Annotated in this window: 25 protein-coding genes and 1 tRNA gene; 9 read left to right on the top strand and 17 right to left on the bottom strand. The window is 71.1% G+C overall.

What is annotated here, in order from left to right:
• Positions 1 to 290: 290 nt before the first annotated feature.
• On the bottom strand, positions 291 to 746 hold the full coding sequence (locus OHS59_RS18840; protein WP_328499268.1) for a GNAT family N-acetyltransferase: 456 nt from the start codon (positions 744 to 746) through the stop codon (positions 291 to 293).
• A gap of 258 nt (positions 747 to 1,004) precedes the next feature.
• Here OHS59_RS18840 and OHS59_RS18835 point away from each other — a divergent pair, with 258 nt between their 5' ends.
• A complete protein-coding gene (locus tag OHS59_RS18835) occupies positions 1,005 to 1,772 on the top strand; it encodes a response regulator transcription factor (RefSeq protein WP_328494570.1) in 768 nt (255 codons plus the stop codon).
• Here OHS59_RS18835 and OHS59_RS18830 read toward each other — a convergent pair.
• Complete coding sequence (locus OHS59_RS18830) at positions 1,731 to 2,228, bottom strand: MarR family winged helix-turn-helix transcriptional regulator (RefSeq protein ID WP_328494569.1); 498 nt, start codon at positions 2,226 to 2,228, stop codon at positions 1,731 to 1,733. The genes OHS59_RS18835 and OHS59_RS18830 overlap by 42 nt on opposite strands.
• 118 nt (positions 2,229 to 2,346) lie before the next feature.
• On the opposite strand from OHS59_RS18830, the gene OHS59_RS18825 reads away from it, so the two are divergent.
• Together OHS59_RS18825 and OHS59_RS18820 are read left to right on the top strand one after the other, a co-directional pair.
• A complete protein-coding gene (locus tag OHS59_RS18825; protein WP_328494568.1) occupies positions 2,347 to 3,165 on the top strand; it encodes a trans-aconitate 2-methyltransferase in 819 nt (272 codons plus the stop codon).
• Positions 3,166 to 3,169: 4 nt separating this feature from the next.
• Positions 3,170 to 3,538, top strand: coding sequence for a glyoxalase (locus tag OHS59_RS18820; protein WP_328494567.1), 369 nt, complete (start codon positions 3,170 to 3,172; stop codon positions 3,536 to 3,538).
• 79 nt (positions 3,539 to 3,617) lie between these two features.
• On the opposite strand, the gene OHS59_RS18815 is transcribed toward OHS59_RS18820, so the two are convergent.
• The 5 genes from OHS59_RS18815 to OHS59_RS18795 are packed head-to-tail and all read right to left on the bottom strand — an operon-like array spanning position 3,618 to position 6,177.
• On the bottom strand, positions 3,618 to 3,884 hold the full coding sequence (locus OHS59_RS18815; protein WP_328494566.1) for a hypothetical protein: 267 nt from the start codon (positions 3,882 to 3,884) through the stop codon (positions 3,618 to 3,620).
• Positions 3,885 to 3,942: 58 nt separating this feature from the next.
• Positions 3,943 to 4,191, bottom strand: coding sequence for a type II toxin-antitoxin system RelE family toxin (locus OHS59_RS18810; protein ID WP_328494565.1), 249 nt, complete (start codon positions 4,189 to 4,191; stop codon positions 3,943 to 3,945).
• The gene (locus OHS59_RS18805; protein ID WP_107015610.1) at positions 4,188 to 4,439 is read right to left on the bottom strand and encodes a type II toxin-antitoxin system Phd/YefM family antitoxin; all 252 of its coding nucleotides are present in this window, start codon (positions 4,437 to 4,439) and stop codon (positions 4,188 to 4,190) included. Before OHS59_RS18805 ends, OHS59_RS18810 begins: the two co-directional genes overlap by 4 nt.
• Before the next feature lie 41 nt (positions 4,440 to 4,480).
• Entirely contained in the window at positions 4,481 to 5,152 is a 672-nt protein-coding gene (locus OHS59_RS18800; RefSeq protein ID WP_055617961.1) for a TetR/AcrR family transcriptional regulator, read from the bottom strand.
• On the bottom strand, positions 5,149 to 6,177 hold the full coding sequence (locus OHS59_RS18795) for an acyl-CoA desaturase (protein WP_328494564.1): 1,029 nt from the start codon (positions 6,175 to 6,177) through the stop codon (positions 5,149 to 5,151). Before OHS59_RS18795 ends, OHS59_RS18800 begins: the two co-directional genes overlap by 4 nt.
• A 297-nt stretch (positions 6,178 to 6,474) precedes the next feature.
• On the opposite strand from OHS59_RS18795, the gene ppc reads away from it, so the two are divergent.
• Positions 6,475 to 9,207: a phosphoenolpyruvate carboxylase gene (ppc, locus tag OHS59_RS18790; protein ID WP_328494563.1), complete on the top strand. Its 2,733-nt coding sequence runs from the start codon at positions 6,475 to 6,477 to the stop codon at positions 9,205 to 9,207.
• A 76-nt stretch (positions 9,208 to 9,283) separates the two neighbouring features.
• Here the strand turns inward: ppc and OHS59_RS18785 are convergent, their stop codons facing one another.
• From OHS59_RS18785 to OHS59_RS18760, 6 genes are all read right to left on the bottom strand, one after another.
• On the bottom strand, positions 9,284 to 9,781 hold the full coding sequence (locus OHS59_RS18785) for a hypothetical protein (RefSeq protein ID WP_328494562.1): 498 nt from the start codon (positions 9,779 to 9,781) through the stop codon (positions 9,284 to 9,286).
• An 82-nt stretch (positions 9,782 to 9,863) separates the two neighbouring features.
• Positions 9,864 to 10,475, bottom strand: coding sequence for an aminoacyl-tRNA hydrolase (pth, locus tag OHS59_RS18780; RefSeq protein ID WP_328494561.1), 612 nt, complete (start codon positions 10,473 to 10,475; stop codon positions 9,864 to 9,866).
• 112 nt (positions 10,476 to 10,587) lie between these two features.
• Complete coding sequence (locus OHS59_RS18775) at positions 10,588 to 11,172, bottom strand: 50S ribosomal protein L25/general stress protein Ctc (protein WP_328494560.1); 585 nt, start codon at positions 11,170 to 11,172, stop codon at positions 10,588 to 10,590.
• Between the two features lie 212 nt (positions 11,173 to 11,384).
• On the bottom strand, positions 11,385 to 12,356 hold the full coding sequence (locus tag OHS59_RS18770) for a ribose-phosphate diphosphokinase (protein ID WP_328494559.1): 972 nt from the start codon (positions 12,354 to 12,356) through the stop codon (positions 11,385 to 11,387).
• A 128-nt stretch (positions 12,357 to 12,484) separates the two neighbouring features.
• Positions 12,485 to 13,969 (bottom strand): bifunctional UDP-N-acetylglucosamine diphosphorylase/glucosamine-1-phosphate N-acetyltransferase GlmU, encoded by a 1,485-nt coding sequence (gene glmU / locus OHS59_RS18765; RefSeq protein WP_328494558.1) that lies wholly within the window; start codon positions 13,967 to 13,969, stop codon positions 12,485 to 12,487.
• A 117-nt stretch (positions 13,970 to 14,086) separates the two neighbouring features.
• A tRNA-Gln gene (locus OHS59_RS18760) sits at positions 14,087 to 14,158 on the bottom strand.
• Positions 14,159 to 14,479: 321 nt separating this feature from the next.
• Between OHS59_RS18760 and OHS59_RS18755 the strand changes: the two genes are divergently transcribed.
• The gene (locus tag OHS59_RS18755) at positions 14,480 to 15,820 is read left to right on the top strand and encodes a sensor histidine kinase (protein ID WP_328494557.1); all 1,341 of its coding nucleotides are present in this window, start codon (positions 14,480 to 14,482) and stop codon (positions 15,818 to 15,820) included.
• A 161-nt stretch (positions 15,821 to 15,981) separates the two neighbouring features.
• Here the strand turns inward: OHS59_RS18755 and OHS59_RS18750 are convergent, their stop codons facing one another.
• Positions 15,982 to 16,482, bottom strand: coding sequence for an SUKH-3 domain-containing protein (locus OHS59_RS18750; RefSeq protein WP_328494556.1), 501 nt, complete (start codon positions 16,480 to 16,482; stop codon positions 15,982 to 15,984).
• 95 nt (positions 16,483 to 16,577) lie between these two features.
• The gene (locus OHS59_RS18745) at positions 16,578 to 17,081 is read right to left on the bottom strand and encodes a YwqJ-related putative deaminase (RefSeq protein WP_328494555.1); all 504 of its coding nucleotides are present in this window, start codon (positions 17,079 to 17,081) and stop codon (positions 16,578 to 16,580) included.
• A gap of 249 nt (positions 17,082 to 17,330) precedes the next feature.
• Here OHS59_RS18745 and OHS59_RS18740 point away from each other — a divergent pair, with 249 nt between their 5' ends.
• From OHS59_RS18740 to OHS59_RS18730, 3 genes are all read left to right on the top strand, one after another.
• Complete coding sequence (locus tag OHS59_RS18740) at positions 17,331 to 18,326, top strand: SMI1/KNR4 family protein (protein ID WP_328494554.1); 996 nt, start codon at positions 17,331 to 17,333, stop codon at positions 18,324 to 18,326.
• A 7-nt stretch (positions 18,327 to 18,333) separates the two neighbouring features.
• Positions 18,334 to 21,165, top strand: coding sequence for an SUKH-4 family immunity protein (locus OHS59_RS18735; protein WP_328494553.1), 2,832 nt, complete (start codon positions 18,334 to 18,336; stop codon positions 21,163 to 21,165).
• A gap of 212 nt (positions 21,166 to 21,377) precedes the next feature.
• Positions 21,378 to 22,265 (top strand): cellulose-binding protein, encoded by an 888-nt coding sequence (locus OHS59_RS18730; RefSeq protein WP_328494552.1) that lies wholly within the window; start codon positions 21,378 to 21,380, stop codon positions 22,263 to 22,265.
• An 84-nt stretch (positions 22,266 to 22,349) separates the two neighbouring features.
• Here the strand turns inward: OHS59_RS18730 and OHS59_RS18725 are convergent, their stop codons facing one another.
• Positions 22,350 to 23,927: a sodium/solute symporter gene (locus OHS59_RS18725; protein ID WP_328499267.1), complete on the bottom strand. Its 1,578-nt coding sequence runs from the start codon at positions 23,925 to 23,927 to the stop codon at positions 22,350 to 22,352.
• 26 nt (positions 23,928 to 23,953) lie between these two features.
• Entirely contained in the window at positions 23,954 to 24,436 is a 483-nt protein-coding gene (locus tag OHS59_RS18720) for a DUF485 domain-containing protein (RefSeq protein WP_328494551.1), read from the bottom strand.
• A gap of 206 nt (positions 24,437 to 24,642) precedes the next feature.
• Here OHS59_RS18720 and OHS59_RS18715 point away from each other — a divergent pair, with 206 nt between their 5' ends.
• Positions 24,643 to 25,032 (top strand): hypothetical protein, encoded by a 390-nt coding sequence (locus tag OHS59_RS18715; RefSeq protein WP_328494550.1) that lies wholly within the window; start codon positions 24,643 to 24,645, stop codon positions 25,030 to 25,032.
• The last annotated feature ends 4 nt before the right edge of the window (positions 25,033 to 25,036 follow it).

The raw sequence follows: 25,036 nt of genomic DNA, 5'->3' as shown, positions 1-25,036 counted from the left end.
AGGCCTTTTTTGCCCCACCGCCCCTACCCTCCCCCATCGTCACGTACTCGGGGGCGCTGCCCCCGAACCCCCGGTCCTCGAACGCCGGACGGGCTGAAGATGCCCCGGGCGGGCTGGGAGATCGAGGCTCGGCCGCGGACTCTCCAGCCCGTCCGGCGTTTGAGGACGAGCGCGCAGCGCGACAGGGGGGCGAGGGGGCGCTGCCCCCATGCAGTGACGATGGGGTCCCCCCGGTCGAGCGAAGCCGAGACTGGGGGAGGGTAGGGGCGGCGGGGGCGAGAAAAGGTCCGTCAGGGCAGGTGCTTGGTCAGGGTGTACTCCGTGATGCCCGGGGGGTAGTCGGGGATCACGCACACCACCTCGTACCCCTGCTTCAGGTAGAAGCCGGGAGCCTGGAAGTCCCACGTCTCCAGCCGGGAACTGCGGCACCCGCGGGACGTACGAGCCAGATGTTCCGCCCGGGACAGCAGATGCGATCCGAGTCCGCCCCCGCGACACCGCTCGTCGACCCAGAGATAGGCGACATGCAGCCATGTCGCCCAGGTGTGCCCGACCAGCCCGCCCACGACCGAGCCGTCCGCCTCCAATGCCCAGACATGGAGCGGAACTTCCCGTTCACCAGGCGTTCCGCGCAGAGAGCGCAGCATCGGTGAGGCCGCGACATTGGCCTCCCGCAGCCGAGACCGTAGAAATTGGCTACGCTCTTTGTCGACTTCTGTCTCAATACGAAACATACGGCTCACCATAAACGCGTCGGCCAATCAGTTCTGCAAATCACCTTCCGCTCCTGCCGCACGGCCTTACTCTGATGAGCAGCACCGGTGGGGGCCGGTGCTGATCAGGGGGCGAGACAGTCGGGTACGACGCCCGAAGTGGGGGTAGCAGTTCCAGCACGGCGGCGGCCGTGCGATTGCGGCACCCCGTTTTCCGGGCCGACAGGAGGCCCGGGATCACCTCGGGCGCCGTACCTGCGCCGGTCCGTCCCCCGACCAGTGGGGGTTTCAGTGGTTCGCATCCGTGTTCTGGTCGTCGACGACCACCGTATCTTCGCCGAGTCGCTCGCTGCCGCCCTGGCTGCCGAGCCCGACGTCGACGTATCCGCGGCGGGCAGTGGCCCGGCCGCGCTGCGCTGCCTCGAACGGGCGGTCGCGGAAGGCCGGAGGTTCGACGTGCTGCTCGTCGACGCCGACCTCGGCGGCAACGTGCCGGGTGTCCGCCCGGCCGTGCCCGTGCACGACAACAACGAAGAAGGCCTGGTCGACGGCATCTCGCTGGTGGCCGGCGTCCGTTCGGGCCAGCCCAGTGTCCGTACCGTCGTGCTCGCCGAGAAGGACGATCCGCGTCGTGCGGCTCTCGCCCTGCAGGCGGGCGCCTCGGGCTGGGTGGCCAAGGACTGCTCGTTGTCCCGGCTGCTGACGGTCATCCGGGGTGTGCTGCGGGACGAGACGCATCTGCCGCCGGCTCTGCTCACCGGCGTCCTGCGTGAGCTGACCGCCGCCCGCAAGCACCGCACCGAGAGCGAGCGGCTGGTGGAGTCGTTGACGCCGCGCGAGCGCGAGGTGCTGCGCTGCATGGTGGCCGGGCTGGGGCGGAAGGCCGTCGCCGAGCGGCTGTTCCTCTCCCCGCACACCGTCCGCACCCATATGCAGAACGTGCTGGGGAAGCTGGGCGTGCACTCGACCCTCGCGGCCGTGGCGCTCGCCCGCCGGGCCGGGGTCGGTCCGGTGGACCTAGCCGGGGATGTTGTCGAACGGGGCGGTCAGCTGGCGTAGCAGCCCGGCCAGTTCACCGCGCTGGGCCCGGCTGAGTTCCGCGAGGATCGCCCGCTCCTGGTCGAGGAGTCCGGCGAGTGCCTGGTCGGCGCGGTCGCGGCCCTCCTCGGTGAGCCGGACGAGTACGCCCCGGCGGTCGCTGGGGTCCGGGAGGCGCTCGACCAGGTCCTTCTTCGCGAGCCGGTCGATACGGTTCGTCATCGTGCCCGAGGTGACGAGGGTCTGGGTGAGCAACTGCCCGGGGGAGAGCTGGTACGGGGCTCCCGCCCGCCTCAGCGAGGTGAGCACGTCGAACTCCCAGGGCTCCAGGGCGTGCTCGGCGAACGCGATCCGCCGCGCGCGGTCCAGATGCCGGGCGAGCCTGCTCACGCGGCTGAGCACTTCGAGCGGTTCCACGTCGAGGTCGGGGCGCTCCCGGCGCCATGCTGCGACCAACCGATCGACCTCGTCCTCCATGGCGATCAGTGTAGTGGTTGTGTCGATGTGAAGTCTCTTGATGTCAAGTATCTTGACGGCGAGATAGTGGGGATGTGAGGGTGGAGGTCGGCTCGTCCTGACTCCTAGGAGGCTCCCGATGTCCGCCACCACCACTCCCACCTGGGATCCGGGGCAGTACCTGCGTCACGCCGGGCACCGCGCCCGTCCCTTCGCGGAGCTGCTCGGCCGCGTCCCCGCCCTGCCCGGCGAACCGGCCCGTATCGCCGACCTGGGCTGCGGCCCCGGCAATGTCACCACCCAGCTCGCCGAGCGCTGGCCTGCCGCGTACGTCACCGGGTTCGACAACTCCCCGGAGATGCTGGCCCGGGCCGAGGAGCATGCGGGGCCGACAGCCGGTGGCGGTCGCCTGGACTTCGGCCACGCGGACCTCACGGAGTGGGCGCCGGCGGAGACGTACGACCTGATCGTCTCGAACGCCGCGCTGCAGTGGGTGCCGGGGCATCTGGAGGCGTTCGGGCCGTGGCTCGACGCGCTGGCACCGGGCGGCACCTTCGCCTTCCAAGTGCCGAACAACATCGACGCGCCCCTGCACACCCTGATGCGCGAACTCGCCGCCTCCCCGCGGTGGAAGGGGCGGCTGGCCGGAGTTCTCCGGGGCGCGGACTCGGTGCACGACCCGCTCGTCTATCTGGACCGGCTGGCGCGGCTCGGGTGCGAGGTGGATGTGTGGGAGACGACCTACATGCAGCTTCTGCAGGGCGAGGACGCCGTTCTCGACTGGTCCAAGGGGACCGGGATGCGGCCGGCTCTCACGGCTCTCGCCGACGACCCGGACGCCAGGGACGCCTTCACCGCCGAGTACCGGGACCTGCTCCGGGACGCTTATCCGACGGCCCCGTACGGCACGGTTCTGCCGTTCCGGCGGCTGTTCGTGGTGGCGAGGAAGGTCGGCTGAGCCGGTGCTGACCGCTGTGGATCATGTGCAGCTCGCCGCGCCGCCGGGGGCCGAGGCGGTCCTGCGCGACTACTACGTCGGCGTCCTCGGGATGACGGAGATCCCCAAGCCGCCCGCGCTCGCCGCGCGCGGGGGCTGCTGGTTCCGGGCCGGGGCGGTTCAGCTGCATCTGGGGATCGAGGCGGACTTCCGTCCTGCGAGGAAGGCCCATCCAGGGCTGCGGGTGACGGGCATCGAGGCGTACGCGGACCGGCTCGCCGCCTTGGGCGCACCGGTCGGCTGGGACGACCTGCTTCCCGGACACCGTCGTTTCTACTCGGAGGACCCGGTGGGCAACCGGCTGGAGTTCTTGGAGCCGCTACCGACCTTCTGAGACACACGAGGGCGTACCCGGCCGCTTCCGTGGCGGGCCCGTGTGCGGTGACGCGGGCCCGCCACAGCTCTGTCGTGCGTCAGCGCCACTCGGGCGGAATGTTGGCGAGCTGTTTCAGCAGGTCCCAGTCCTTCGGCTTAAGTCGCGGATCGTCCCACTCGGCGCCGCGCGCCACCCAGTACCCGCGGATCTCCCGCACCTGGGGCAGGTTGTCGTCGCCGATCCCCGACTCCGTGGCACAACAGGCACAGATGACGTACTGCGGCACGCCGTACTCGTTCCAGAGGGGTGTCACCCCGTCGTCCAGCCCGCAGACACGGCAGACCGTCTCCATCGGGACCTTCATATTCCCTTCAGGCCGAGTGTGTGGATCCCGTACACCACGGCCGTTGAGGGAGGGCGCCTCAAGGCGTCCGGCCCAGGTGGGTGACGAGGATCCGGATCACGTCCTCGTCGAGCACGTAGAGGACGCGGTAGTCGCCGACGCGTAGGCGGCGGATGTTCGGGCCGTAGGCGGTGGAGCCGGTGGGGCGCGGTTCCTTGGCGAGGGTGTCGACGGCTTCGTAGACGGCGGCGAGCCCCGCGGGATCGTCCTTGAGGAACCGCACGGCCGCGTTCGTGGCGCTCGGTTCCCAGGTGATTCGGTAGTTCATGGCCGCAGCCCCAGCATGCGCCCGACTTCCTCGTGGCTTACGCCCTCTCCCAGCGTCCCCTCCGCCTTGCGGCGCTGGTAGTCGGCGGCTGCGAGCGCGTCCTCCAAGTCCTCTATGACCTGCGGCGAGACGAGTAGCGCCGCCACGTGACCGTGGTCGGTGAGGGCGATGGTCTCGCGGCCGTGGGCCGCGCGCCGGACGAGGTCACCGAGCTGGGAACGGGCGGCGCTGATCGCGATCTCAGTCATGGGTGCATTGGTACCACAAGGTTCATCTTGTGGGCTATGTATTAACTCTTTCGGCGCCCTATCAGGCGAGGCTTCGCCTCCAGGCCGTCCAGGCCGTGCCAGGCCAGGTTGACCAGGTGGGCGGCCACCTCCGCCTTCTTGGGGCGGCGGACGTCCAGCCACCACTGGCCCGTGAGGGCGACCATGCCCACCAGGGCCTGGGCGTAGAGGGGGGCCAGTTTGGGGTCGAAGCCCCGGCGCTTGAACTCGCGGCCCAGGATGTCCTCCACCTGCGTGGCGATGTCCGAGATCAGGGACGCGAAGCTGCCCGTCGACTGGGGGATCGGGGAGTCGCGGACCAGGATGCGGAAGCCGTCCGTGTACTCCTCGATGTAGTCGAGGAGCGCGAAGGCCGCCTGTTCGCAGAGTTCGCGGGGGTGGCCTGCGGTGAGGGAGCTGGTCACGCCGTCGAGGAGGCGGCGCATCTCGCGGTCCACCACCACCGCGTACAGGCCCTCCTTGCCGCCGAAGTGCTCGTAGACGACCGGCTTGGAGACGCCGGCCTTCGCCGCGATCTCCTCCACCGACGTCGCCTCGAAGCCCTTCTGGGCGAAGAGGGTGCGGCCGATCTCCAGCAACTGGGCCCGCCGTTCCGCCCCGGTCATCCGGGTGCGGCGGGCGCGCCGCGGCTTTTCATTGCTGGGAGTGCTGGAGTCGGCCACGCCGTCAATCATGCCGCCTCGGCCGTCTCCGCCTTGCGTCGGGCGCCCTTCCCGTCCGGGTTACGGCGGGAATCGATACGTGAGCGTGACGGCCAGCGCACGTCGTAGGCCCAGCCGAACCGCTCGAACCAGCGGATCAGGCGGGCCGAGGAGTCCACCTGGCCGCGCTCCACACCGTGCCGGGCCGACGTCGGGTCCGCGTGGTGGAGGTTGTGCCAGGACTCGCCGCAGGAGAGGACGGCCAGCCACCAGACGTTCCCCGAGCGGTCACGCGACTTGAAGGGGCGCTTGCCCACCGCGTGGCAGATCGAGTTGATCGACCAGGTCACGTGGTGCAGCAGCGCCACCCGGACCAGCGATCCCCAGAAGAAGCCGGTGAACGCGCCCCACCAGGACATCGTCACCAGGCCGCCGATCAGCGCCGGGAGCGCGATGGACAGGCCCGCCCAGAGGAGGAACTGGCGGGAGATCGCGCGGAGTGCGTTGTCCCTGATCAGGTCCGGTGCGTACTTCTCCTGCGGGGTCTGCTCCTCGTCGAACATCCAGGCGATGTGCGCCCACCACAGGCCCTTCATCAGGGCCGGGACCGTCTCGCCGAAGCGCCACGGCGAATGGGGGTCGCCCTCGGCGTCGGAGAACTTGTGGTGCTTGCGGTGGTCGGCCACCCAGCGCACCAGCGGCCCCTCGACGGCCATGGAGCCGGCGATGGCGAGCGCGATACGCAGCGGGCGCTTCGCCTTGAAGGCCCCGTGCGTGAAGTAGCGGTGGAATCCGATCGTGATCCCGTGGCAGCCCAGGTAGTAGAAGAACACCAGCAGGCCGAGGTCCAGCCAGCTCACACCCCAGCCCCAGGCCAGCGGGACCGCCCCGAGGACGGCCAGGAACGGGACCGTGATGAAGAGCAGGAGGGTGATCTGCTCGATCGAGCGCTTCTTCTCGCCGCCCAGCGTGGCTGAGGGGACGGTGGCGGAGGGGGCTGCGGGATCGTTGTCGCGCGCCTTCGGGGCGTCGTCGATCACATCGGGACTTGTGGGCATGGGGCGTCCCCTGGGGGGTCGAGGAGTGTGGGTGTGGCCGGTAAGCGTGTCTGTGCGTAGCCGGAAACAGCGCTTACGGTTCCGTAACCTACGGCGTCGTAAGTATGGCAGCGCGTCGCCGTGGGGCAAGAGCCCGAGAGACTGTGCGTCCGGATGGACACCTATCCTTGGTCTCGGTCGGACAGCGCGGTCCGCTCTGTTTCATTCCCGGATGCCCAGCCGCTGATGCGGCACTAGCCGCCTCGGGCCGACGGGTTCCCCTCCAGACGAGCTTCAACACTGCAAGGAGCCGCACCTGTGAGCAGTGCCGACGACCAGAACACGACAACCGGCAGTGAGCTGCGCGCCGACATCCGACGCCTGGGCGATCTGCTGGGCGAGACCCTCGTACGGCAAGAGGGACCCGAGCTCCTCGAACTGGTCGAGAAGGTTCGCCGCCTCACCCGGGAGGACGGTGAAGCCGCCGCCGAACTGCTGCGCGGCACCGAACTGGAGACCGCGGCCAAGCTGGTCCGCGCCTTCTCCACCTACTTCCACCTGGCGAACGTCACCGAGCAGGTGCACCGCGGCCGCGAACTGCGTGCCAGGCGCGCCGCCGAGGGCGGCCTCCTCGCCCGTACGGCCGACCGGCTCAAGGACGCCGACCCCGAGCACCTGCGCGCCAGCGTGAAGAACCTCAACGTCCGTCCCGTCTTCACCGCGCACCCCACCGAGGCGGCCAGACGCTCGGTCCTCAACAAGCTGCGTCGCATCGCCGCCCTGCTGGAGACCCCGGTCATCGAAGCCGACCGGCGCCGCTACGACACCCGTCTGGCCGAGAACATCGACCTGGTCTGGCAGACGGACGAGCTCAGGGTCGTGCGCCCCGAACCGGCCGACGAGGCCCGCAACGCCATCTACTACCTGGACGAGCTGCACGCCGGCGCCGTCGGGGACGTCCTGGAGGATCTGACCGCGGAACTGGAGCGCGTCGGCGTCCAGCTGCCCGAGGAGACCCGTCCCCTCACCTTCGGCACCTGGATCGGCGGCGACCGCGACGGCAACCCGAACGTGACCCCGCAGGTCACCTGGGACGTCCTCATCCTCCAGCACGAGCACGGCATCAACGACGCGCTGGAACTGATCGACGAGCTGCGCGGCTTCCTGTCGAACTCCATCCGTTACACCGGCGCCACCGAGGAACTGCTCTCCTCGCTGCAGACCGATCTGGAGCGGCTGCCCGAGATCAGTCCCCGCTACAAGCGACTCAACGCCGAGGAGCCCTACCGGCTCAAGGCCACCTGCATCCGGCAGAAGCTGGAGAACACCAAGCAGCGCCTGGCCAAGGGCATCCCGCACGAGGACGGCCACGACTACCTCGGCACCGCCGAGCTGCTGCAGGACCTCACCCTCATCCAGACCTCCCTGCGCGAGCACCGCGGCGCCCTCTTCGCCGACGGCCGCATGAACCGTACGATCCGCACGCTCGCCGCCTTCGGCCTCCAGCTCGCCACCATGGACGTACGCGAGCACGCCGACGCCCACCACCACGCGCTCGGGCAGCTCTTCGACCGGCTCGGCGAGGAGTCCTGGCGCTACGAGGACATGCCGCGCGAGTACCGGCACAAGCTGCTCGCGAAGGAACTGCGCTCGCGTCGGCCGCTCGGACCGACCCCGGCCCCGCTCGACGCCGCCGGTTCGAAGACCCTCGGCGTCTTCGAGACCGTCAAGAGGGCGCTCAAGGTCTTCGGACCCGAGGTCATCGAGTCGTACATCATCTCGATGTGCCAGGGCGCCGACGACGTGTTCGCCGCCGCCGTGCTGGCCCGCGAGGCCGGACTCCTCGACCTGCACGCCGGCTGGGCGAAGATCGGCATCGTGCCGCTCCTTGAGACGACCGACGAGCTCAAGGCCGCCGACACCATCCTTGAGGACATGCTGTCCGACCCGTCCTACCGGCGGCTCGTGGCCCTGCGCGGCGATGTCCAGGAGGTCATGCTCGGGTACTCCGACTCGTCGAAGTTCGGCGGCATCACGACGAGCCAGTGGGAGATCCACCGGGCGCAGCGGCGACTGCGCGACGTCGCGCACCGGTACGGCGTGCGGCTGCGGCTCTTCCACGGCCGTGGTGGCACCGTCGGGCGTGGTGGCGGCCCGTCGCACGACGCCATTCTCGCCCAGCCCTGGGGCACGCTGGAGGGTGAGATCAAGGTGACCGAGCAGGGCGAGGTCATCTCCGACAAGTACCTCGTGCCGTCGCTGGCCCGGGAGAACCTCGAACTGACCGTCGCGGCCACCCTCCAGGCGTCCGCGCTGCACACCTCGCCCCGCCAGTCCGACGAGGCGCTCGCCCGCTGGGACGCCGCCATGGACGTCGTCTCGGAGGCCGCCGAGGCCGCCTACCGCCGGCTGGTCGAGGACCCGGACCTGCCGACGTACTTCCTCGCCTCCACGCCGGTCGACCAGCTCGCCGACCTGCACCTGGGCTCGCGGCCCTCCCGCCGTCCCGGCTCGGGCGTCTCGCTCGACGGCCTGCGTGCCATCCCTTGGGTGTTCGGCTGGACCCAGTCCCGGCAGATCGTGCCCGGCTGGTTCGGCGTCGGCGCCGGCCTCAAGGCGCTGCGCGAGGCCGGTCTCGACAGCGTCCTGGACGAGATGCACGAGCAGTGGCACTTCTTCCGCAACTTCATCTCCAACGTCGAGATGACGCTCGCCAAGACCGATCTCAGGATCGCCCGCCACTACGTCGAGACCCTCGTCCCCGAGGAGCTCCAGCACGTCTTCGCCACCATCGAGGCCGAGCACGAACTGACCGTCCGCGAGGTGCTGCGCATCACCGGTGAGGCCGAACTCCTCGACGCCCACCCGGTGCTCAAGCAGACCTTCACCGTCCGCGACGCCTACCTGGACCCGATCTCGTACCTCCAGGTGGCTCTCCTCAAGCGGCAGCGCGACGCCGCGGCGGCCGGCTCCGAGCCCGACCCGCTGCTGTCCCGCGCGCTGCTCCTGACGGTCAACGGCGTGGCGGCGGGCCTGCGCAACACCGGCTGACCGGCAAGCGGTACGGGGAAGGGGGCCGGGCGGTCGTACGACCGCCCGGCCCCCTTCCCCGTACCACGGCCGCGTACTAGAGCGCCAGGAACGCGGCCGTGACCAGCGTCAGGCCCGCGCCGCCGAGCACCCAGCCCAGCCGGGTCCTGCCCAGGCCGCCCGCCACCACCACGGAGGCGAGCATCAGCGCGCCGCCCAGCGGCACCCAGGCGTAGAGCAGGCCACCGGTGCCCGCGCGGACGACCTCGTCGCTGCCGGGCTTCACCACGACCGTGTACGTGCGGCCCTTCTCCACGGCCACCTCGCTGTCGAGTACGACGCGGTCCCGGGCGGTGGAACCCGCCGACGTCGGCCGGTACGGGCCCGTGCAGTGGTCCTCCGCGCACTTGGTGACCGTCATCGTGCCGCGCTCACGGCCCTTGGTGAGCATCACGTGCTGCGCGGTTCCCCAGGAGGCCCAGACGCCCGCGATCAGGATCAGCGCCGCGACCGTACCCATCGCCGCGAGCTGCCCGAACCGCAGCGCCGCGGCCGCTTTCGGGCGGGAGGCGCGGGAATGGGCGTGGGCGGGCATGGCGGCGATCCTTGGCCATGGCCATGCGGTCGGTCAACTCCGGCGGGGGACAAGTCCCGTGTTGTGCGGACCTTTCCGCCCGTCAGGAGTTGTACGTCGACTGCGCCCGCTCCAGGCCCTCGATGATCAGAGCCTCCACCGCGTCCGCGGCCCGGTCCACGAAGTAGTCCAGCTCCTTGCGCTCCGCCGAGGAGAAGTCCTTCAGGACGAAGTCCGCGACCTGCATACGGCCCGGCGGGCGGCCGATCCCGAACCGCACCCGGTGATAGTCCGGGCCCATCGCCTTCGTCATCGACTTCAGGCCGTTGTGGCCGTTGTCGCCGCCGCCCAGCTTCAGCCGCAGCACCCCGTGGTCGATGTCCAGCTCGTCGTGCACGGCCACGATGTTCGCCGTCGGCACCTTGAAGAAGTCCCGCAGAGCCGTCACCGGACCGCCCGACAGGTTCATGTACGACATCGGCTTCACCAGGACCACCCGGCGGTTCAGCGGACCGGGCGGGCCGATACGCCCCTCGATCACCTGGGCCTGCGCCTTGCCCGCCCGCTTGAACTTGCCGCCGATCCGCCCCGCGAGGAGGTCGGCCACCATGAAGCCCACGTTGTGGCGGTTCATGGCGTAGTCGGGGCCGGGGTTACCGAGCCCTACGATCAGCCAGGGGGCGCCTGGTTCCGTGGTCACGTCCGTCACTCCCATGGGTCCTCGACCGGCTGTACTGGCGTATTGGCTTACCGGCGTTCAGCGGATACGCGCCGACCGCCGCCCCCGAAGGAGCGGCGGCCGGTGGAACACGTGATGCGGTGCGGGATCAGGCCTCGGCGGACTCTTCGCCGGCGTCCTCCGCGGGCTCCTCCGACTGGGCGGCCAGGACCTGCAGCACGACCGCGTCCTCGTCGATGGCCAGCGTGGTGCCCTCGGGCAGCGGGATGTCCTTGGCGAGGATGGAGGCGCCGGCCTCCAGGCCCTCGATGGAGACGGTGACCGACTCGGGGATGTGCGTGGCCTCGGCCTCGACCGTCAGCGTGCTGAGCACGTGCTCAAGGAGGAAGGCGCCCGGGGCCAGGTCGCCCTCGGTGTGCACGTAGACCTCGACGTTGACCTTCTCGCCGCTCTTCACGAGGAGCAGGTCGACGTGCTCCAGGAAGCCCTTGATGGCGTCGCGCTGGACGGCCTTCGGGATGGCGAGCTGGGTCTTGCCCTCGATGTCCAGGGTCAGCAGGACGTTGGCGGTACGCAGGGCGAGCTGGAGCTCGTGGCCCGGCAGCGTGATGTGGACCGGGTCGCCACCGTGGCCGTACACGACGGCGGGGACCTTGCTCTCACGGCGGATGCGGCGCGCCGCACCCTTGCCGAACTCGGTGCGGGTCTCAGCGGCGATCTTGACCTCGGACATGGTCACTCCTCGTAGAACAGGGAAGCCAGGGAAAGAGAGTCACCCGGCCGAACCATCGGCCTGCTACGAAGAGCGCGTCGATAACGGACCGCCGCACCAAAGAGTGCGGCCTCCCTCGCCGAGCAACTGTGACAGCTTACGCGGCGGGGAGGCCGTACAAGAAATCGATCTACGCGGGCCCCGGTGCGGAGCCGCGGGATCCGTTACGCGTGCTACTCGTCGAAGAGGCTGGTCACGGAACCGTCCTCGAAGACCTCACGGACCGCGTTCGCGATCGTCGGCGCGATCGACAGGACCGTGATCTTGTCGAGCTCCAGCTCGCCCGGAGTGGGCAGGGTGTCCGTGAAGACGAACTCGCTGACCTTCGAGTTCTTCAGACGGTCCGCCGCCGGACCCGACAGCACACCGTGCGTCGCCGTCACGATGACGTCCTCCGCGCCGTGCGCGAACAGCGCGTCCGCCGCGGCGCAGATCGTGCCACCGGTGTCGATCATGTCGTCGACCAGGACACAGACCCGGCCCTCGACGTCACCCACGACCTCGTGCACGGTCACCTGGTTCGCGACGTCCTTGTCGCGGCGCTTGTGGACGATCGCCAGCGGCGCGCCGAGGCGGTCGCACCAGCGGTCGGCCACCCGCACGCGGCCGGCGTCCGGGGACACGACCGTGAGCTTCGAGCGGTCCACCTTGTGGCCCACGTAGTCCGCGAGCAGCGGGAGGGCGAACAGATGATCCACGGGGCCGTCGAAGAAGCCCTGGATCTGGTCGGTGTGCAGATCGACCGTCAGGAGGCGGTCTGCGCCCGCCGTCTGCAGCATGTCGGCGATCAGGCGCGCCGAGATCGGTTCACGCCCACGGTGCTTCTTGTCCTGACGCGCGTAACCGTAGAACGGCATGATCACCGTGATGCTCCGGGCGGAGGCCCGCTTCAGAGCGTCGATCATGATCAGCTGTTCCATGATCCATTTGTTGATCGGAGCCGTGTGGCTCTGGATCAGGAAGCAGTCGGCGCCGCGGGCCGACTCCTCGTAGCGGACGTAGATCTCACCGTTGGCGAAGTCGAAGGCCTTCGTCGGAACGACCCCGACACCCAGCTGGTGGGCGACCTCCTCGGCAAGCTCGGGGTGGGCGCGGCCGGAGAAGAACATCATCTTCTTCTCGCCGGTCGTCTTGATCCCGGTCACAGCACTGTCTCCTCAGAGGTGTCTCAGCTGGATGTCGAGATGAGTTGAGTTCTCAGTTGCGGTCTCAGCTGGATGTGCGGGTGTGTGCATCTATCACGGTACGCCGAGTCAGACCCGACCTTTTCCGGTCAGCTTTCGCCGCCGGCCTCCCGGGATGTCGCCTCCGCGGCCTTCGCGGCCGCGCCGCCGGGACGCTTGCGGGCCACCCAGCCCTCGATATTCCTTTGCTGGCCACGGGCCACGGCCAGTGAACCGGGCGGTACGTCCTTCGTGATCACGGAGCCGGCCGCGGTGTACGCGCCGTCCCCGATGGTGACGGGAGCCACAAACATGTTGTCCGCACCCGTCTTGCAGTGCGACCCCACGGTCGTGTGGTGCTTGGCCTCGCCGTCGTAGTTCACGAAGACGCTCGCGGCGCCGATGTTCGTGTACTCGCCGATGGTCGCGTCGCCCACGTACGACAGGTGCGGGACCTTGGTGCCCTCGCCGATCGAGGCGTTCTTCGTCTCCACGTACGTACCCACCTTGACCTTCAGGCCGAGGCGGGTGCCGGGACGGAGATACGCGTAGGGGCCCACGTTCGCCTGGGGGCCGATCTCCGCGCCGTTCGCGACCGTGTTGTCGACCCGCGCGCCCGCGCCCACCGTGGTGTCGCTCAGGCGGGAGTTGGGGCCCACCTCGGCGCCCTCGCCCAGGTGGGTGGCGCCCTGGAGCTGGGTGCCCGGGTGCACGATCGCGTCCTGCTCGAAGGTGACCGTGACGTCGATCCAGGTCGAGGCCGGGTCGATGACGCTCACACCGGCGAGCATCGCGTCCCGCAGCAGGCGGTCGTTGAGGATGCGGCGCGCTTCCGCGAGCTGCACCCGGTTGTTGATGCCGGCGATCTCGCGGTGGTCGCCCGCCACGGCGGCGCCGACGCGGTGCCCGGCCTCCCGGAGGATGCCGAGGACGTCGGTCAGGTACTCCTCGCCCTGGCTGTTGTCGGTGCGGACCTTGCCGAGGGCGTCCGTGAGGAGCTGTCCGTCGAACGCGAAGACGCCGGAGTTGATCTCACGGATCGCGCGCTGGGAGTCGGAGGCGTCCTTGTGCTCGACGATCGCCGTCACGGCGCCCGAGGCGCTGTCCCGGACGATGCGGCCGTAGCCGGTGGCGTCCGGCACCTCGGCGGTCAGCACGGTGACCGCGTTGCCGTCGCCGGTGTGCGTCGCGGCGAGCTTCCGGAGGGTCTCGCCGGTGAGGAGGGGGGTGTCGCCGCAGACGACCACGACGGTGCCGTCGACGACGCCGCCCAGCTCCTCCAGGCCCATCCGCACGGCGTGCCCCGTGCCGTTCTGCTCGGCCTGCACGGCGGTCCTGACACCCGGAGCGGTTCCGGCGAGGTGCGCGGTGACCTTCTCGCGGGCGTGACCCACGACGACGACCAGGTTCTCGGGATCCAACTCGCCCGCGGCGGCGAGCACATGGCCGACGAGGGAACGGCCGCAGAGATCGTGCAGGACCTTGGGTGTGGCCGACTTCATACGGGTGCCCTCACCCGCTGCGAGAACGACGACGGCTGCGGGTGGGGTCTCCCCTGCTCCGGAGCCGAGAGCTTGGGGAAGGTTGGCGCTCACGGATATGCCCTTCGGCTACTGGTGTCTGGGGTGCGGACATCCGCAGGATACCGGGGCGTTTCAGGAGCGACATGGGAGCGGGCCCTGACAGCGCTGTCAGGGCCCGGACGTGGAGGGCTCCCCCGCCAGGACTTGAACCCGGACAGATGGCACCAAAAGCCACAGTGCTGCCAATTACACCACGGGGGATGGAACCCGAATAAAGCCGGACATTCGGTCGGCCGTCGAGTTGGCACCCAACACTATGCCGCACCGAGCCCCTTCGACGCGACGGTACAGATCGGCACTCCGAAGGACTTGGATCACGGGGCCTCCCCGGGAGGCGTCCCGAGTGGCGTCCGGGTGGCGTCCCGGGTCGGCGGAATGTGGAGGTCCGGTGTCGAACGGTCAGCGATTCAGCAGTTCGAGGGATAACGGGCCGTTTCGCTTCTGTTCGATTACGGGGAGTGGTGTAGGCCAGTCCCGGAAACTCACCGGAAAAGGGGCGGCGCGCGACCGTAGGCTGGAGTCATGACCACGACGGGGGAAGACCACACCGAGGCCTTGACGGGGCCGTGGTGGTGGGCGAGGTGGCGCAGCGCGGTGCTCGACGGGAGCCTCGCGCTGGTGTCGTCGGTGGAGTGCGCGATAGAGGGATTTCCGTTCGCGGGGGCGGCGGGGGTGCCGGTGCCCGTGGCGATGCTCTTCGGGGCCGCCGCCGGGTCCGTACTGCTCTTCCGGCGGCGGTGGCCGATCGCCGTCGTGCTGGTGTCCATCGCCATCACGCCGGCCCAGATGGGGTTCCTCATGGGACTCGTCGGGCTGTACACGCTGGCGGCGTCCGAGCTGCCGAGGCGGATCATCGGGGCGCTGGCCGGGATGTCGATGGTGGGGATGCTCATCGTCACCTATGTGCGGGCGCACCAGGGGATGGTGCAGGGGGATGTGACGCTGGGGGACTGGTTCGTGCCCTTCGTGTCGATCACGACCTCGCTCGGGATGACGGCCCCGCCGGTGCTGCTCGGCCTGTACGTGGGAGCCAGGCGCCGGCTGATGGAGAGCCTGCGGGAGCGGGCCGACTCCCTGGAGCGGGAGTTGCAGCTGCTGGCGGAGCGGGCCGAGGAGCGGGCGGAGTGGGCGCGCAACGAGGAGCGGACCCGGATCGCCCGGGAGATGCACGACGTGGTCGCGCACCGGGTGAGTCTGATGGTCGTGCACGCCGCCGCGTTGCAGGCGGTGGCCCGCAAGGATCCCGAGAAGGCCGTGAAGAACGCGTCGCTGGTGGGCGACATGGGACGGCAGGCGCTGACCGAGCTGCGGGAGATGCTGGGGGTTCTGCGTACGGGTGACGGGTCGGCGCGGGGGGTGGGGTACGGGTCCGCTCCGGTGCAGTCCGTACCGCTGGCGGCGGTGGGTGCGGCTGCCGCCGCCGCTGCCGCCGCGTCCCGGGCCGCCGACGAGGAGGCGGGGGACGGCCCCTGCCTGGACGACCTCGACGAGCTGGTGGGGCAGTCCGCCGCCGCGGGGATGGTCGTCGACCTCTCCGTGGAGGGGGAGGCGCGGGTGTACGCGGCGATGGTGGAGCAGACCGCCTACCGCGTGGTGCAGGAGGCGTTGACGAACGTCCACAAGCACGCTGCGGGGGCGAAGACCCGGGTGCGGCTGGCACACCGGGGGGCCGAGATCGCGATGCAGGTGGAGAACGGGCCGCCGCCCGAGCCGGGTGCCGCGTCCGACGCCAGGCTGCCCAGTGGGGGGAACGGCCTGCTGGGGATGAAGGAGCGGGTCGTCGGCCTCGGCGGGGTGTTCGTGTCCGGGCCGACGGACGCGGGCGGGTTCCGGGTGTCGGCGGTCATCCCGGCCGGGGGATGAGCCGGCGTTCACGGTGCCGGTGCCTGCCATGACATCGCTGTCGGCGACCGTGACGGCCTCGGCACCCGTGCCCGTGACGGCGTCGGTACCTGTGCCCGTGACGGCGCCGGTGTCGGCGGCCCGGCGCTGTCGGCTCAGCCGGATCGATCGGTCCGGCCGGCTCAGCCCGCTGTCAGGCGTACCGGCTCCCGGCCCGCGATGAGGGTCGCCAGGGCTTGGTCGATGTCCGGGCCGAGGTACCAGTCGCCGGTGTGGTCCAGGGTGTAGACGCGGCCCTCCGTGTCGATGGCGAGCAGGGCCCGGCTGTCGGTCTCCTCGCCGAGGGGGGCGACTTCGGTGTCCAGGGCCCTGCCGAGGTCGGCGAGGGTACGGGCCATGTGGAGGCCGTGCAGGGGGTCCAGGTGCAGCGGGGACGAGGCGATCTGCCGGCCGGCCTCGGCCGTGCTGATGTGGAGCCCGCCGAACTCCGCCCATGCCTCCACCGCCGCCGGGAACACGGCGTGGCGGTGCCCTGCGGGGGACTCGTGGCCGCGCAGGGCGTCGGCCCAGAACTCGGCCTGCTTTATGTCCCAGCGGCCCGGTTGCCATCCGGCGTCGCGCAGCGAGGCGTCGACCTGGACGGAGAAGCGGGTGGTGGAGGTGGCGGTGCGGTCGGTGTGCATCTGCCCTTCGCGATCGGTCTGAGCCGCCGTGCGGATTCCCGGCCGGCGGCTTCTGGTGGCGTCGGTGGCGCCTTCGTGCGGGTGGGAGGTCCCTGTCAGTTCTCCGGTGCGGTCGGGTCGACGATGCGTACGCCGAAGTGGGCGCTGAGTGCGGTGCAGGCGCGGCAGGGCGGCGCGAAGCTGCCGTGCAGCGGGTCGCCGTCCTCGCGGATGCGGCGGGCGGTGAGTTTGGCCTGCTTGAGGGATTTCCTGGCCTCGCCGTTGGTCATGGGTTTCCGTGTGGCCCGTTTGGAGCGGGCGGTGTCGGCCGCGGCGAGGTGGCGGGAGATGAGGATCGCCTCGGCGCAGCGGCCGGTGAAGCGGTCGCGCTGGCCGCTGGTGAGCGTGTCGAGGAAGTCCCGCACGAGGGGGTGCAGGGGCGGCGGCTGGTCGCCGCGGCCCGCTGTGCCGGTGAGGGTCGCGCCCCGTACGGAGAGGGCGGCGGCGATGGTCGGGAGTATGCCGTCGCGGCGGTGGAGGAGGACCGGGGCGGCGGGCACCTCGGTGCTGCTCCAGCCGACCCGCGGATCTCCGGACGTACCTGTCTGTGTCGCGCTCATCGTCCTGTTTCCTCCCCTTACTGCATCCCCCGGTGCTCCGACAGAGTGCCAAACTCCGTGGCCCGTGCGGAAGCTGGGGCGGTGCGACACGCGCGGTCTTCGTCGTACCGTCACGGCTCGATGACGGCAGGTCACGGAACCGGAGGACCCTTGGCCGGTATGGAACAGGAGGCCCGGTGACCGGTGTCGTTCCACCGCATAGGCTGTCGACATCCGCGATCCTTCATTACGCCGCAGGGGGCAACCGCCATGACGACAGGTCGGCTCGGGCAACAAGCCGCGCCGCCGAACGCGGCCTATGCCGGGCAGGTCGTGCACTTCCCGGATCCGGTTCGGGCGGCACGTCACCCGAGAGGGGTACGCGTGGACGAGGGCGGCTATCCCGACTTCTCGTTCTATGCGCGTGCGGCCGCCGAGATCGCCGAGCCGCCCGAGGGGTTCGGCGTCGACGAGCTGCGGCTGACGGACTACGTGTCGGCGAACGCCGCCATGGCGGCTTCCGGACATGATCTGTGGGACACCATCCCGGCGGTGGCGACCCCGCACGGCTGGACGTGGCACCACGTGCCGCGCTCGCGCCGGCTGGAGCTGGTGCCGGTCGAGGTGAAGGCGTTGCTGCGGCATCACGGCGGTCTCGCCACCGCGGTGGTCGACCAGGACAAGCGGGGCACGCGGCCGTTGCAGGAGACCAGGCCCGCGCACTTCGTACTGCCGAAGGCGTCGGTCGCCGTGACCGAGCAGCAGGTGCAGGGGGTCGAGGAGGATCTCGGGTACCGGCTGCCCGGGGCGTACCGGTCCTTCCTGAAGGCCGCCGGCGGGTGTGCGCCGCTCGGGGCCGCGCTGGACGCGGAGTTGGGGCTGCTGGTCGACCAGCCGTTCTTCACCGTGCGGGACGAGGCGGCCGTCAACGACCTCGTCTATGTCAACAAGTGCCTGCGGGACCATCTCACCAAGGACTACCTGGGCGTCGGGTTCGTGCAGGGCGGGTTGCTCGCGGTGAAGGTGAAGGGCGACCGCATCGGCTCGGTGTGGTTCTGCGCGTTCGACGACGCCCGTGACCAGGACGAGTGGCCGCCCGCCGAGCGCGTACAGCGGCTGCTGCTGCCCTGTGGTGACGACTTCGATCAGTTCCTGTCCCGGCTCGCGGGCAATCCGCCCGAGCTGGAGACGGTGGCGAACCTGATGGTGGACGGCGGTTTCGCGCGGGCGGTGCCGGTGTCCGCCGTGTCTTCGGTGGGGGAGTGAGCGTCCGATGGTGACCTTCGCGCAGGCGCAGGAGCGCGCGGAAGAGTGGATCAACGGGGACGTGCCCGGTTATCAGCACCGTGAGGTGCGGGTCCGGGAGTTCGAACTCGGCTTCGTGGTGTGGGCGGAGGACCGGGCCGACGGTCCGCGGTCCGACGGCGGTGCCCAGCGGCTCGTCATCGCGCGCGACAGCGGGGAGGCCACGCTGTGGCCCTCGCTGCCGGTGGGCGAGGTGATCCGCCGGTACGAGGAGGAGTACGGGCTCGTCGACGCGGTGGACGACGCGCCTCCGCCGCCTCCCGCGCGCGTCGATCTCAACCAGACGTCGTTCCTGCTCACTCCGCCGGAGTGGCTGCAGGAGGCGGCGGACCGGATGGGGATCCCGGACCGCCGGGACAGCACGTCCGGCGGGGCTCCGGGCCGGCCGTCGGACGGTGCCGGGTCCCGCCCCGCCGCCGCGGTCAGCGACGCGGTTCCTTCGGCGGGTGCAGCTTCCCCGGTCGACGCGGTTCCGCCGGCCGACGCGGTCCCTGCCGCCCCCGCCGCCCACGGCGGTTCCGGGAGCCCCGGGGGTTCGCTGCCCGAGACTCTGCCGGGGCCGCCCGCCGGTTCGCCGGCGCCCGGCGCCCCTGGTGGGGGTACGGCGTGGCCCGCCGCGGGCGGGAGCGCGCCCGGTGGCGCCGCCGTGCCCGCCGACGCGACTCCGTGGGCCGGTACCGACACCAACGCCGAGGCGGGGGACGACCGTTCCGTGCCCCTGCCCGCGACGGTGTACGCGCCGCAGATACGGGATGTCGGGCCCGGTGCCACACCGCCGCCCCCGCCCGGGACGGAGCCCGAGGCCAGGACCAAGCTGATCTCGGGCGGCAGCCAGTTGCCGCGGACGAGTGTCGCGCCCGCGCTGAGCGAGCCGGCGCCGCCCGCGTCCCCACAGGGTCCGGGTGCGCCCGGTGCGGCACCGGCCGCGCCCTCCTCGTACGGCCATCCGCAGAACGCCGGCCCCGGGACGCCTCCGCCGGGCGCGCCGTCGTACGGCTATCCGCAGGGTGCTCCGCAGCCGCCCGCCCCCGCCGCGCCGCAGCCGCCCGCCTCGGGTGCGCCCGGCCGGCCGCTGCCGCCCAACGCCGGTGACATCGCGGACGCGGCGACCAGCAAGGCGCAGGCTCCGCCGCGTGGCGCGCGGGGTGCGGGTGCGCCCGGTACACCGCCGCCTCCCGGGGCGCCCGGTACGCCGGGTGCGCGGCCGGGCGGTCCGGCTCCGGGTGGTCCCGCTCCGGCGTCCGGCCCCGGTGCTCCGGGCGCCCCCGCCGCCGGATACGTACCGACGCAGTTCGTCTCGCAGCTCGGCCCCGACGGGCCGGAGACGCCGGGCCGGCCCGGCGCGCCGGGTGGAGCCGGTGGGGCGGCTGGTCCTGGCGCTCCCCAGCCTCCCGGTGCTCCTGGCACCCCTGGTGCTCCCGGTGGTGCGCCCGCCGGTGGTGTCCACCATGCGGCGACCATGCTCGCCGGTCCTGCGGTCGGCGGCCCCGGCGCTCCGCAGCCCCCTGGTGCGCCCGGCGCCCCGGGTGCTCCTGGAGCTCCCGGTGCTCCCGGTGGGTCCGGTACTCCGGGGGGTACGCCGCCCGGTGGTGTGCACCATGCCGCCACCATGCTGGCCGGTCCCGCGGTCGGTGGTCCGGGTACGGCTCCGCCGCCGCCCGCCCCCGGCCCGCCCGGAACGCCTCCCGGGGCCCCCGGGATGCCGCCGCCCGCACCGCACATGGGCGGCCGGCCGCCCTTCCCCGGCCAGCAGGGACAGCCGCCCTTCCCGGGGCAGCCGATGCCCGGTCAGCAGCCGCCGGCCTACGGCTATCCGCAGCACGCCCAGCCCACGGTCGGACCCGGCTACCAGGCGGTGTTGCGCTACCGGGCCCAGGACGGCAGCGAGCAGCAGCTGATCCGGCGGTCCGCGCCGGGCACCCCGCACCCGGAGTGGCAGATCCTGCACGAGCTGCGCGCGATGAACGTGCCGCCGCAGCAGGTCCTCGAACTGCACACGGAACTGGAGTCCTGTGAGCTGCCGGGCGCGTACTGCGCGCGGATGATCCGGGAGAGCTGGCCGCAGGCGCGGATCACGAGCATCGCCTCGTACGGCACCGACCACGCGAGCCGTCAGCAGGGCATGGCGCAACTGCTCGCCCATCAGGGCGAGTTGCACCAGGTCGCCGACGGTCCGGCGCGGCCCGCACCCGTACGGGCGCCGCTGCCGCCGGTGCAGTCCGCGCCGCCGATCCCGCCGGAGGCGATCGGGCAGGAGCTGGCCGCCGCGTTCGGCCCCGGCCTGTTCCGGTTCGACCAGGCGGCGGTGTCCCGGCAGGGCGTACCGCCGATCGTGGCGCACACCCTGGTGGTGGCCGGGCTGCCCGTGGACATGAACCCGTTCTTCTGGGCGCAGGCCCAGCCGGGCCGTCCGGTGCCCACGCTCGCCGAACTGGCGCAGGAGCGCGGGGTGCAGCCGAGCGCGGACGCGGGCTCGTACCTCGTCATGGGCAGTGACTTCGGCAAGGCGATCTGTGTCCAGTACGGCACCGCGAACATCGTGGCCGTGCCGGTGGAATCGGGTCCCGGCGGTGCTCCCGTACCGCCGCAGTTCGTGAACACGGGGCTGCCCGAGTTCGCGCGCAGCCTCGCGCTGCTGGGCCGGATGTGGCGTCTTCGCTTCGGGCTCAACCAGGAGCAGGCGGGGCGCTGGACCGTCGATTTCCAGGCGCAGTTGGCCGCGACCGACCCGGCGGCCCTCGGGTCGCCGGAGAGCTGGTGGTCGGTGCTGCTTGAGCAGATGTGGGACGGCCTGCTCTGACGGCGCGGCACTGACGCGGAGCGGAGCGAGAGGGCCGGGCCCGGTCGACCGACCGGGCCCGGCCCTCTCGTCGGTCCGGATTCCCCCGGGTTCATTCGGATTCTTCTGGGTCAGTCCGGGTTCGTTTGGATTCAGGTGTCCGGATCCGGTCGGCTGAATGCGCGGAGTGTCGCGTTATGAACACTTCCGTCTGATCCACCAAGATGTGCGGCATGAGCAGCTCACCGGTGTCGTCTCAGGGCTTCGAGGCCGTACGGGGGCGTGGTTACCGCCCCGAACAGGTCGACGCGTACGCCGCGGCGCTCTCGGAAGGGCGTGACGCCGCCTGGGAGCGGGCCGCGCGGCTGACCGTGCTGGCCAGGGAGATGGAGAGCGAGGCGCTGCGGCTGCGCGAGGTCGTGGCGGGGCTCGCCCCCCAGACGTACGAGACGCTCGGCGACCGGGCCCGGCGGCTCTTCGAGCTGGGCGAGGAGGAGGCCGCGGCGCTGCGCCAGGACGCGCTGGACGAGGCGCGCCGGGTCGTGGAGGAGGCGCGGGCGGCGGCCGAACGGGTGGGCGAGGCCGCGCGGGCGGACGCCGACGAGGTGCGGGGCGAGGCCGACGAACGGGCCCGGCACCGGCTGCTCGCCGCGCAGGCCGAGGCCGACGAGATGCGGATCTCCGCGCGGCGCGAGGTGAAGGAGGGCCGCGGGGAGTCGCTGGCGGCGTTGCGCGAGACGCGGCGGCGCGGCGAGAACCTGCTGGCCGAGCAGGAGAAGGAGCACGCCGAGCGCTGGGAACGGGCCGGGCGCGAGGCCGCCGAGCGGGAGGCCGCCCTCGACACGCGCCACGAGGATCTCGTCGCGCGCGCCGAGGAGAGCCTTGCGGAAGCGGGGCGGGACCTGGCCGAGGCGCGGGAGACGACCCGCCACCTCCAGGAGGACGCGGACGCCCGCGCCGCCGAACTCCTCGCCGAGGCCCGGGTCCGGGAGGAGCGCGTCGCCCGCGAGACGGAACGGGTGCTGCGCGAACACGGCGAGGAGTGGGACGAGGTGCAGGCGCATATGGACCATGTGCGCAGCAGCCTCGCGGCGTTGACGGGTCGGGCGGCGGCGGAGTAGTCCCTCTGCGGGCCGGTGGGAACTGCGCGCTCAGCCCCCACCGGCCCACAGCGTGCCCGGCACCCGGAGGCCCCGGCGCGGCGTTCAGTCCTCGCGGACGGCCCCCGCCAGGATCCACCCCTCCACGGCCTCGTACTGCTTCCGGTGTTCCTCCGCCTTCCGCCGGCCGGAGGCCACCGTGCCGAGCCAGCCGAGCGCGAAGCCCAGCGGGATGGAGACGAGGCCGGTCGTGGTGAACGGGAACCAGGTGAAGTCGTGGTCGGGGAACGCGGAGATGGGGGAGCCGGAGACGAGGTTCGTGCCGGTCATCAGGATGAGCGTGCCGAGTGAGCCGCCGATGAGCGTGCACAGGAGCCCGGCCTTGGTGTACCGGCGCCAGAAGAGGCTGTAGACCAGCGCGGGGGCGATGGCCGAGGCGCCCAGGCAGAACGACAGCGTGACCAGCGGCTGCAGGCTGTGGTGCTGGACCAGGGTGGCCAGCACGATCGCCGGGATGCCGACCGCCGCCGCGGACGCCCGGGCCAGCGTCATCTCGCGGCGCGGCGAGAGCTGCTCCTTGCGGTGGGCGAAGACGTCATGGGCGAGGGAGTTGGCGCAGGCGAGGATCATGCCGGCGACGGAGGCGAGCAGTGTCAGGAAGAGCGCGGCGGTGACGGTGGTGAAGAGGAACGTCTCCGCGGTGGAGACGTCCGTCCCGAACGCGGCCCGGGAGCCCAGCAGATACGCCGTGTTGCCCTGCGGGTCCGCGCCCGCGATCGTCTCCCGCCCGATCAGGGCCGTCGCGCCGAAGCCGACGACCGTGATGACGAGGACGAACAGGGCCACGGCCGGCACCGCCCAGGACATCGACCGGCGCACCTGACGGGCACTGCCCGCCGTGTACATGCGCATGGTGATGTGCGGCAGGCAGGCCCCGCCGAGCACCACCGTCAGCTGCGAGGTGATCATGTCCAGGCGCGGGCTGGGCCCGGCCGAGAACTGCAGGCCGGAGCTGAGGAACGCGGATCCCGCCCCGCTGTTCTGGGCCGCCTGGTCGAACAGGTTGCCGAGGCTCCAGTCGAACCTGTTCAGGATGAGCAGGGCGACGACGGCGCCGGAGCCGAGCAGCATCACGATCTTCAGGATCTGGATCAGCGCGGTGCCCTTCATGCCGCCGATCGCCGCGTAGCTGATCATCAGGAGGCCGAGGCCGATGATGCAGCCCGTCTTCAGCCCCTCGTTGGAGAAGCCGAGGATGAACGCCAGCAGGTCGCCGGTGCCCGCCAGTTGGACGAGCATCAGCGGGAGCAGCGCGGTCAGGGTCGCCGCGCACGCCGTGATCCGTACCGCCCGGCCCGGCATCCGCCGTGCCAGGGCGTCGCCCATGGTGAACCGGCCCGCGTTCCGCAGGGGTTCGGCCAGCAGGAACATCAGGAGCATGAGGGACAGGGCGGTGCTCAGGGCGAGTACGACGCCGTCGTACCCGAAGAGCGCGATGACGCCGCCGGTGCCGAGGACCGTCGCGGCGGAGATGTAGTCACCGGCGATGGCGAGGCCGTTGCGCATCGGGGAGAGGCTGCCGTAGCCGGTGTAGAACTCGTCGAGGTCGTCCCGGTCGGGGCCGGTCATCACACAGAGCAGCAGGGTGATGGTGGCCACGACGGTGAACGCCACCAGGGACATCGCCTGGGCGGAACTGCTGAAGCCGGTCACCGGTGCGCCTCCGCCCTCTTGGTGTCCAGATCGGCCTGCTTCCTGAGGCGTTCGGCGATCGGGTCGACGGACCCGCGGGCGGTGTACTCGTACAGTCCGATCGCCCCGCAGGTGACGGGGACCTGGAGCAGGCCGAGGAGCAGGCCGACGGTCAGGCCGCCGGTCACCTCGCCCGCCATCAGCGTGGGCGCGGACGCCGACAGCACGAGGAACAGGGTGAAGTAGCCGAGCGCCGCCAGGGTCGCCACGCGCCGCTGCAGGCGGTACGCGGAGCGCAGGACACGGATGTCGCTGTGCTGTCCGAGCGGGGCGTGCCGGGGGCGGGGCGGCCCCGCGGGTCCGGGCTCCGGCTGCTGCGGCGCCCAGGGGTAGGTGGAATAGGACTGGGATGAACTGTGTGGTTGCTGGTGTGACTGGTATGGCTGATGTGGCGGTTGGTGCGGTGGAACGGGGTACGACGGGGACGTGTCGTATGACATCCCGGTTCTCCTTGCGTGGCTCGGGCCCGGTGTGGGCCGCAGGGAGCGGGGGGTGAGCGGGGACGCACGTTACTCGTAGGTAGCAAGCAAAGCGAGGGTTTCGCCAAACTGGCTGGTCGGTATGCGCTTACTTCTGTGACCTGGGGTGTTACCCGCGTTAACTTGTACGGCGGCGTCTTTTTGACAAGTTCAACAGGGGGGAACCGGTGAGTGGCGTACGTGAATCCGTGCTGCCCGTTCAGGTCCGTGCGGCCCAACTGCTCTTGTTCGCACTCGCGTTCGTAGGGCTGGTCGTCATGCTCGCGCGGTCCGAGGGGCTGACGTACTACGGGATGGGCAACCTGATGGGCCCGTGGCTCCTGGTCTGGGTGTGCGCGCTGCTCGCCCTGACGTACGAAGGTGGTGCGCGCAACGGCACGCGGCTCACGACGTTCGTGGTGATGCTGTTCGTCGTCGTGGGGGCGGCCGGTCAGGCCTTCGGGGCCACGGAGCCCGAGGATTTCCTGGACGCCGCTCCGCGTATCGCGCTGGGAGTGCCCGTGCTGGTGCTGCTGTTCCTGCCGGAGACCACGGCCTGGTTCGACCGGGAGAAGTGACGCC

Source organism: Streptomyces sp. NBC_00414, from assembly GCF_036038375.1.
Classification (GTDB): Bacteria; Actinomycetota; Actinomycetes; order Streptomycetales; family Streptomycetaceae; genus Streptomyces.
The sequence above is the reverse complement of the archived record's forward strand: the minus strand, read 5'-3'. Positions and strand labels throughout refer to the sequence as shown.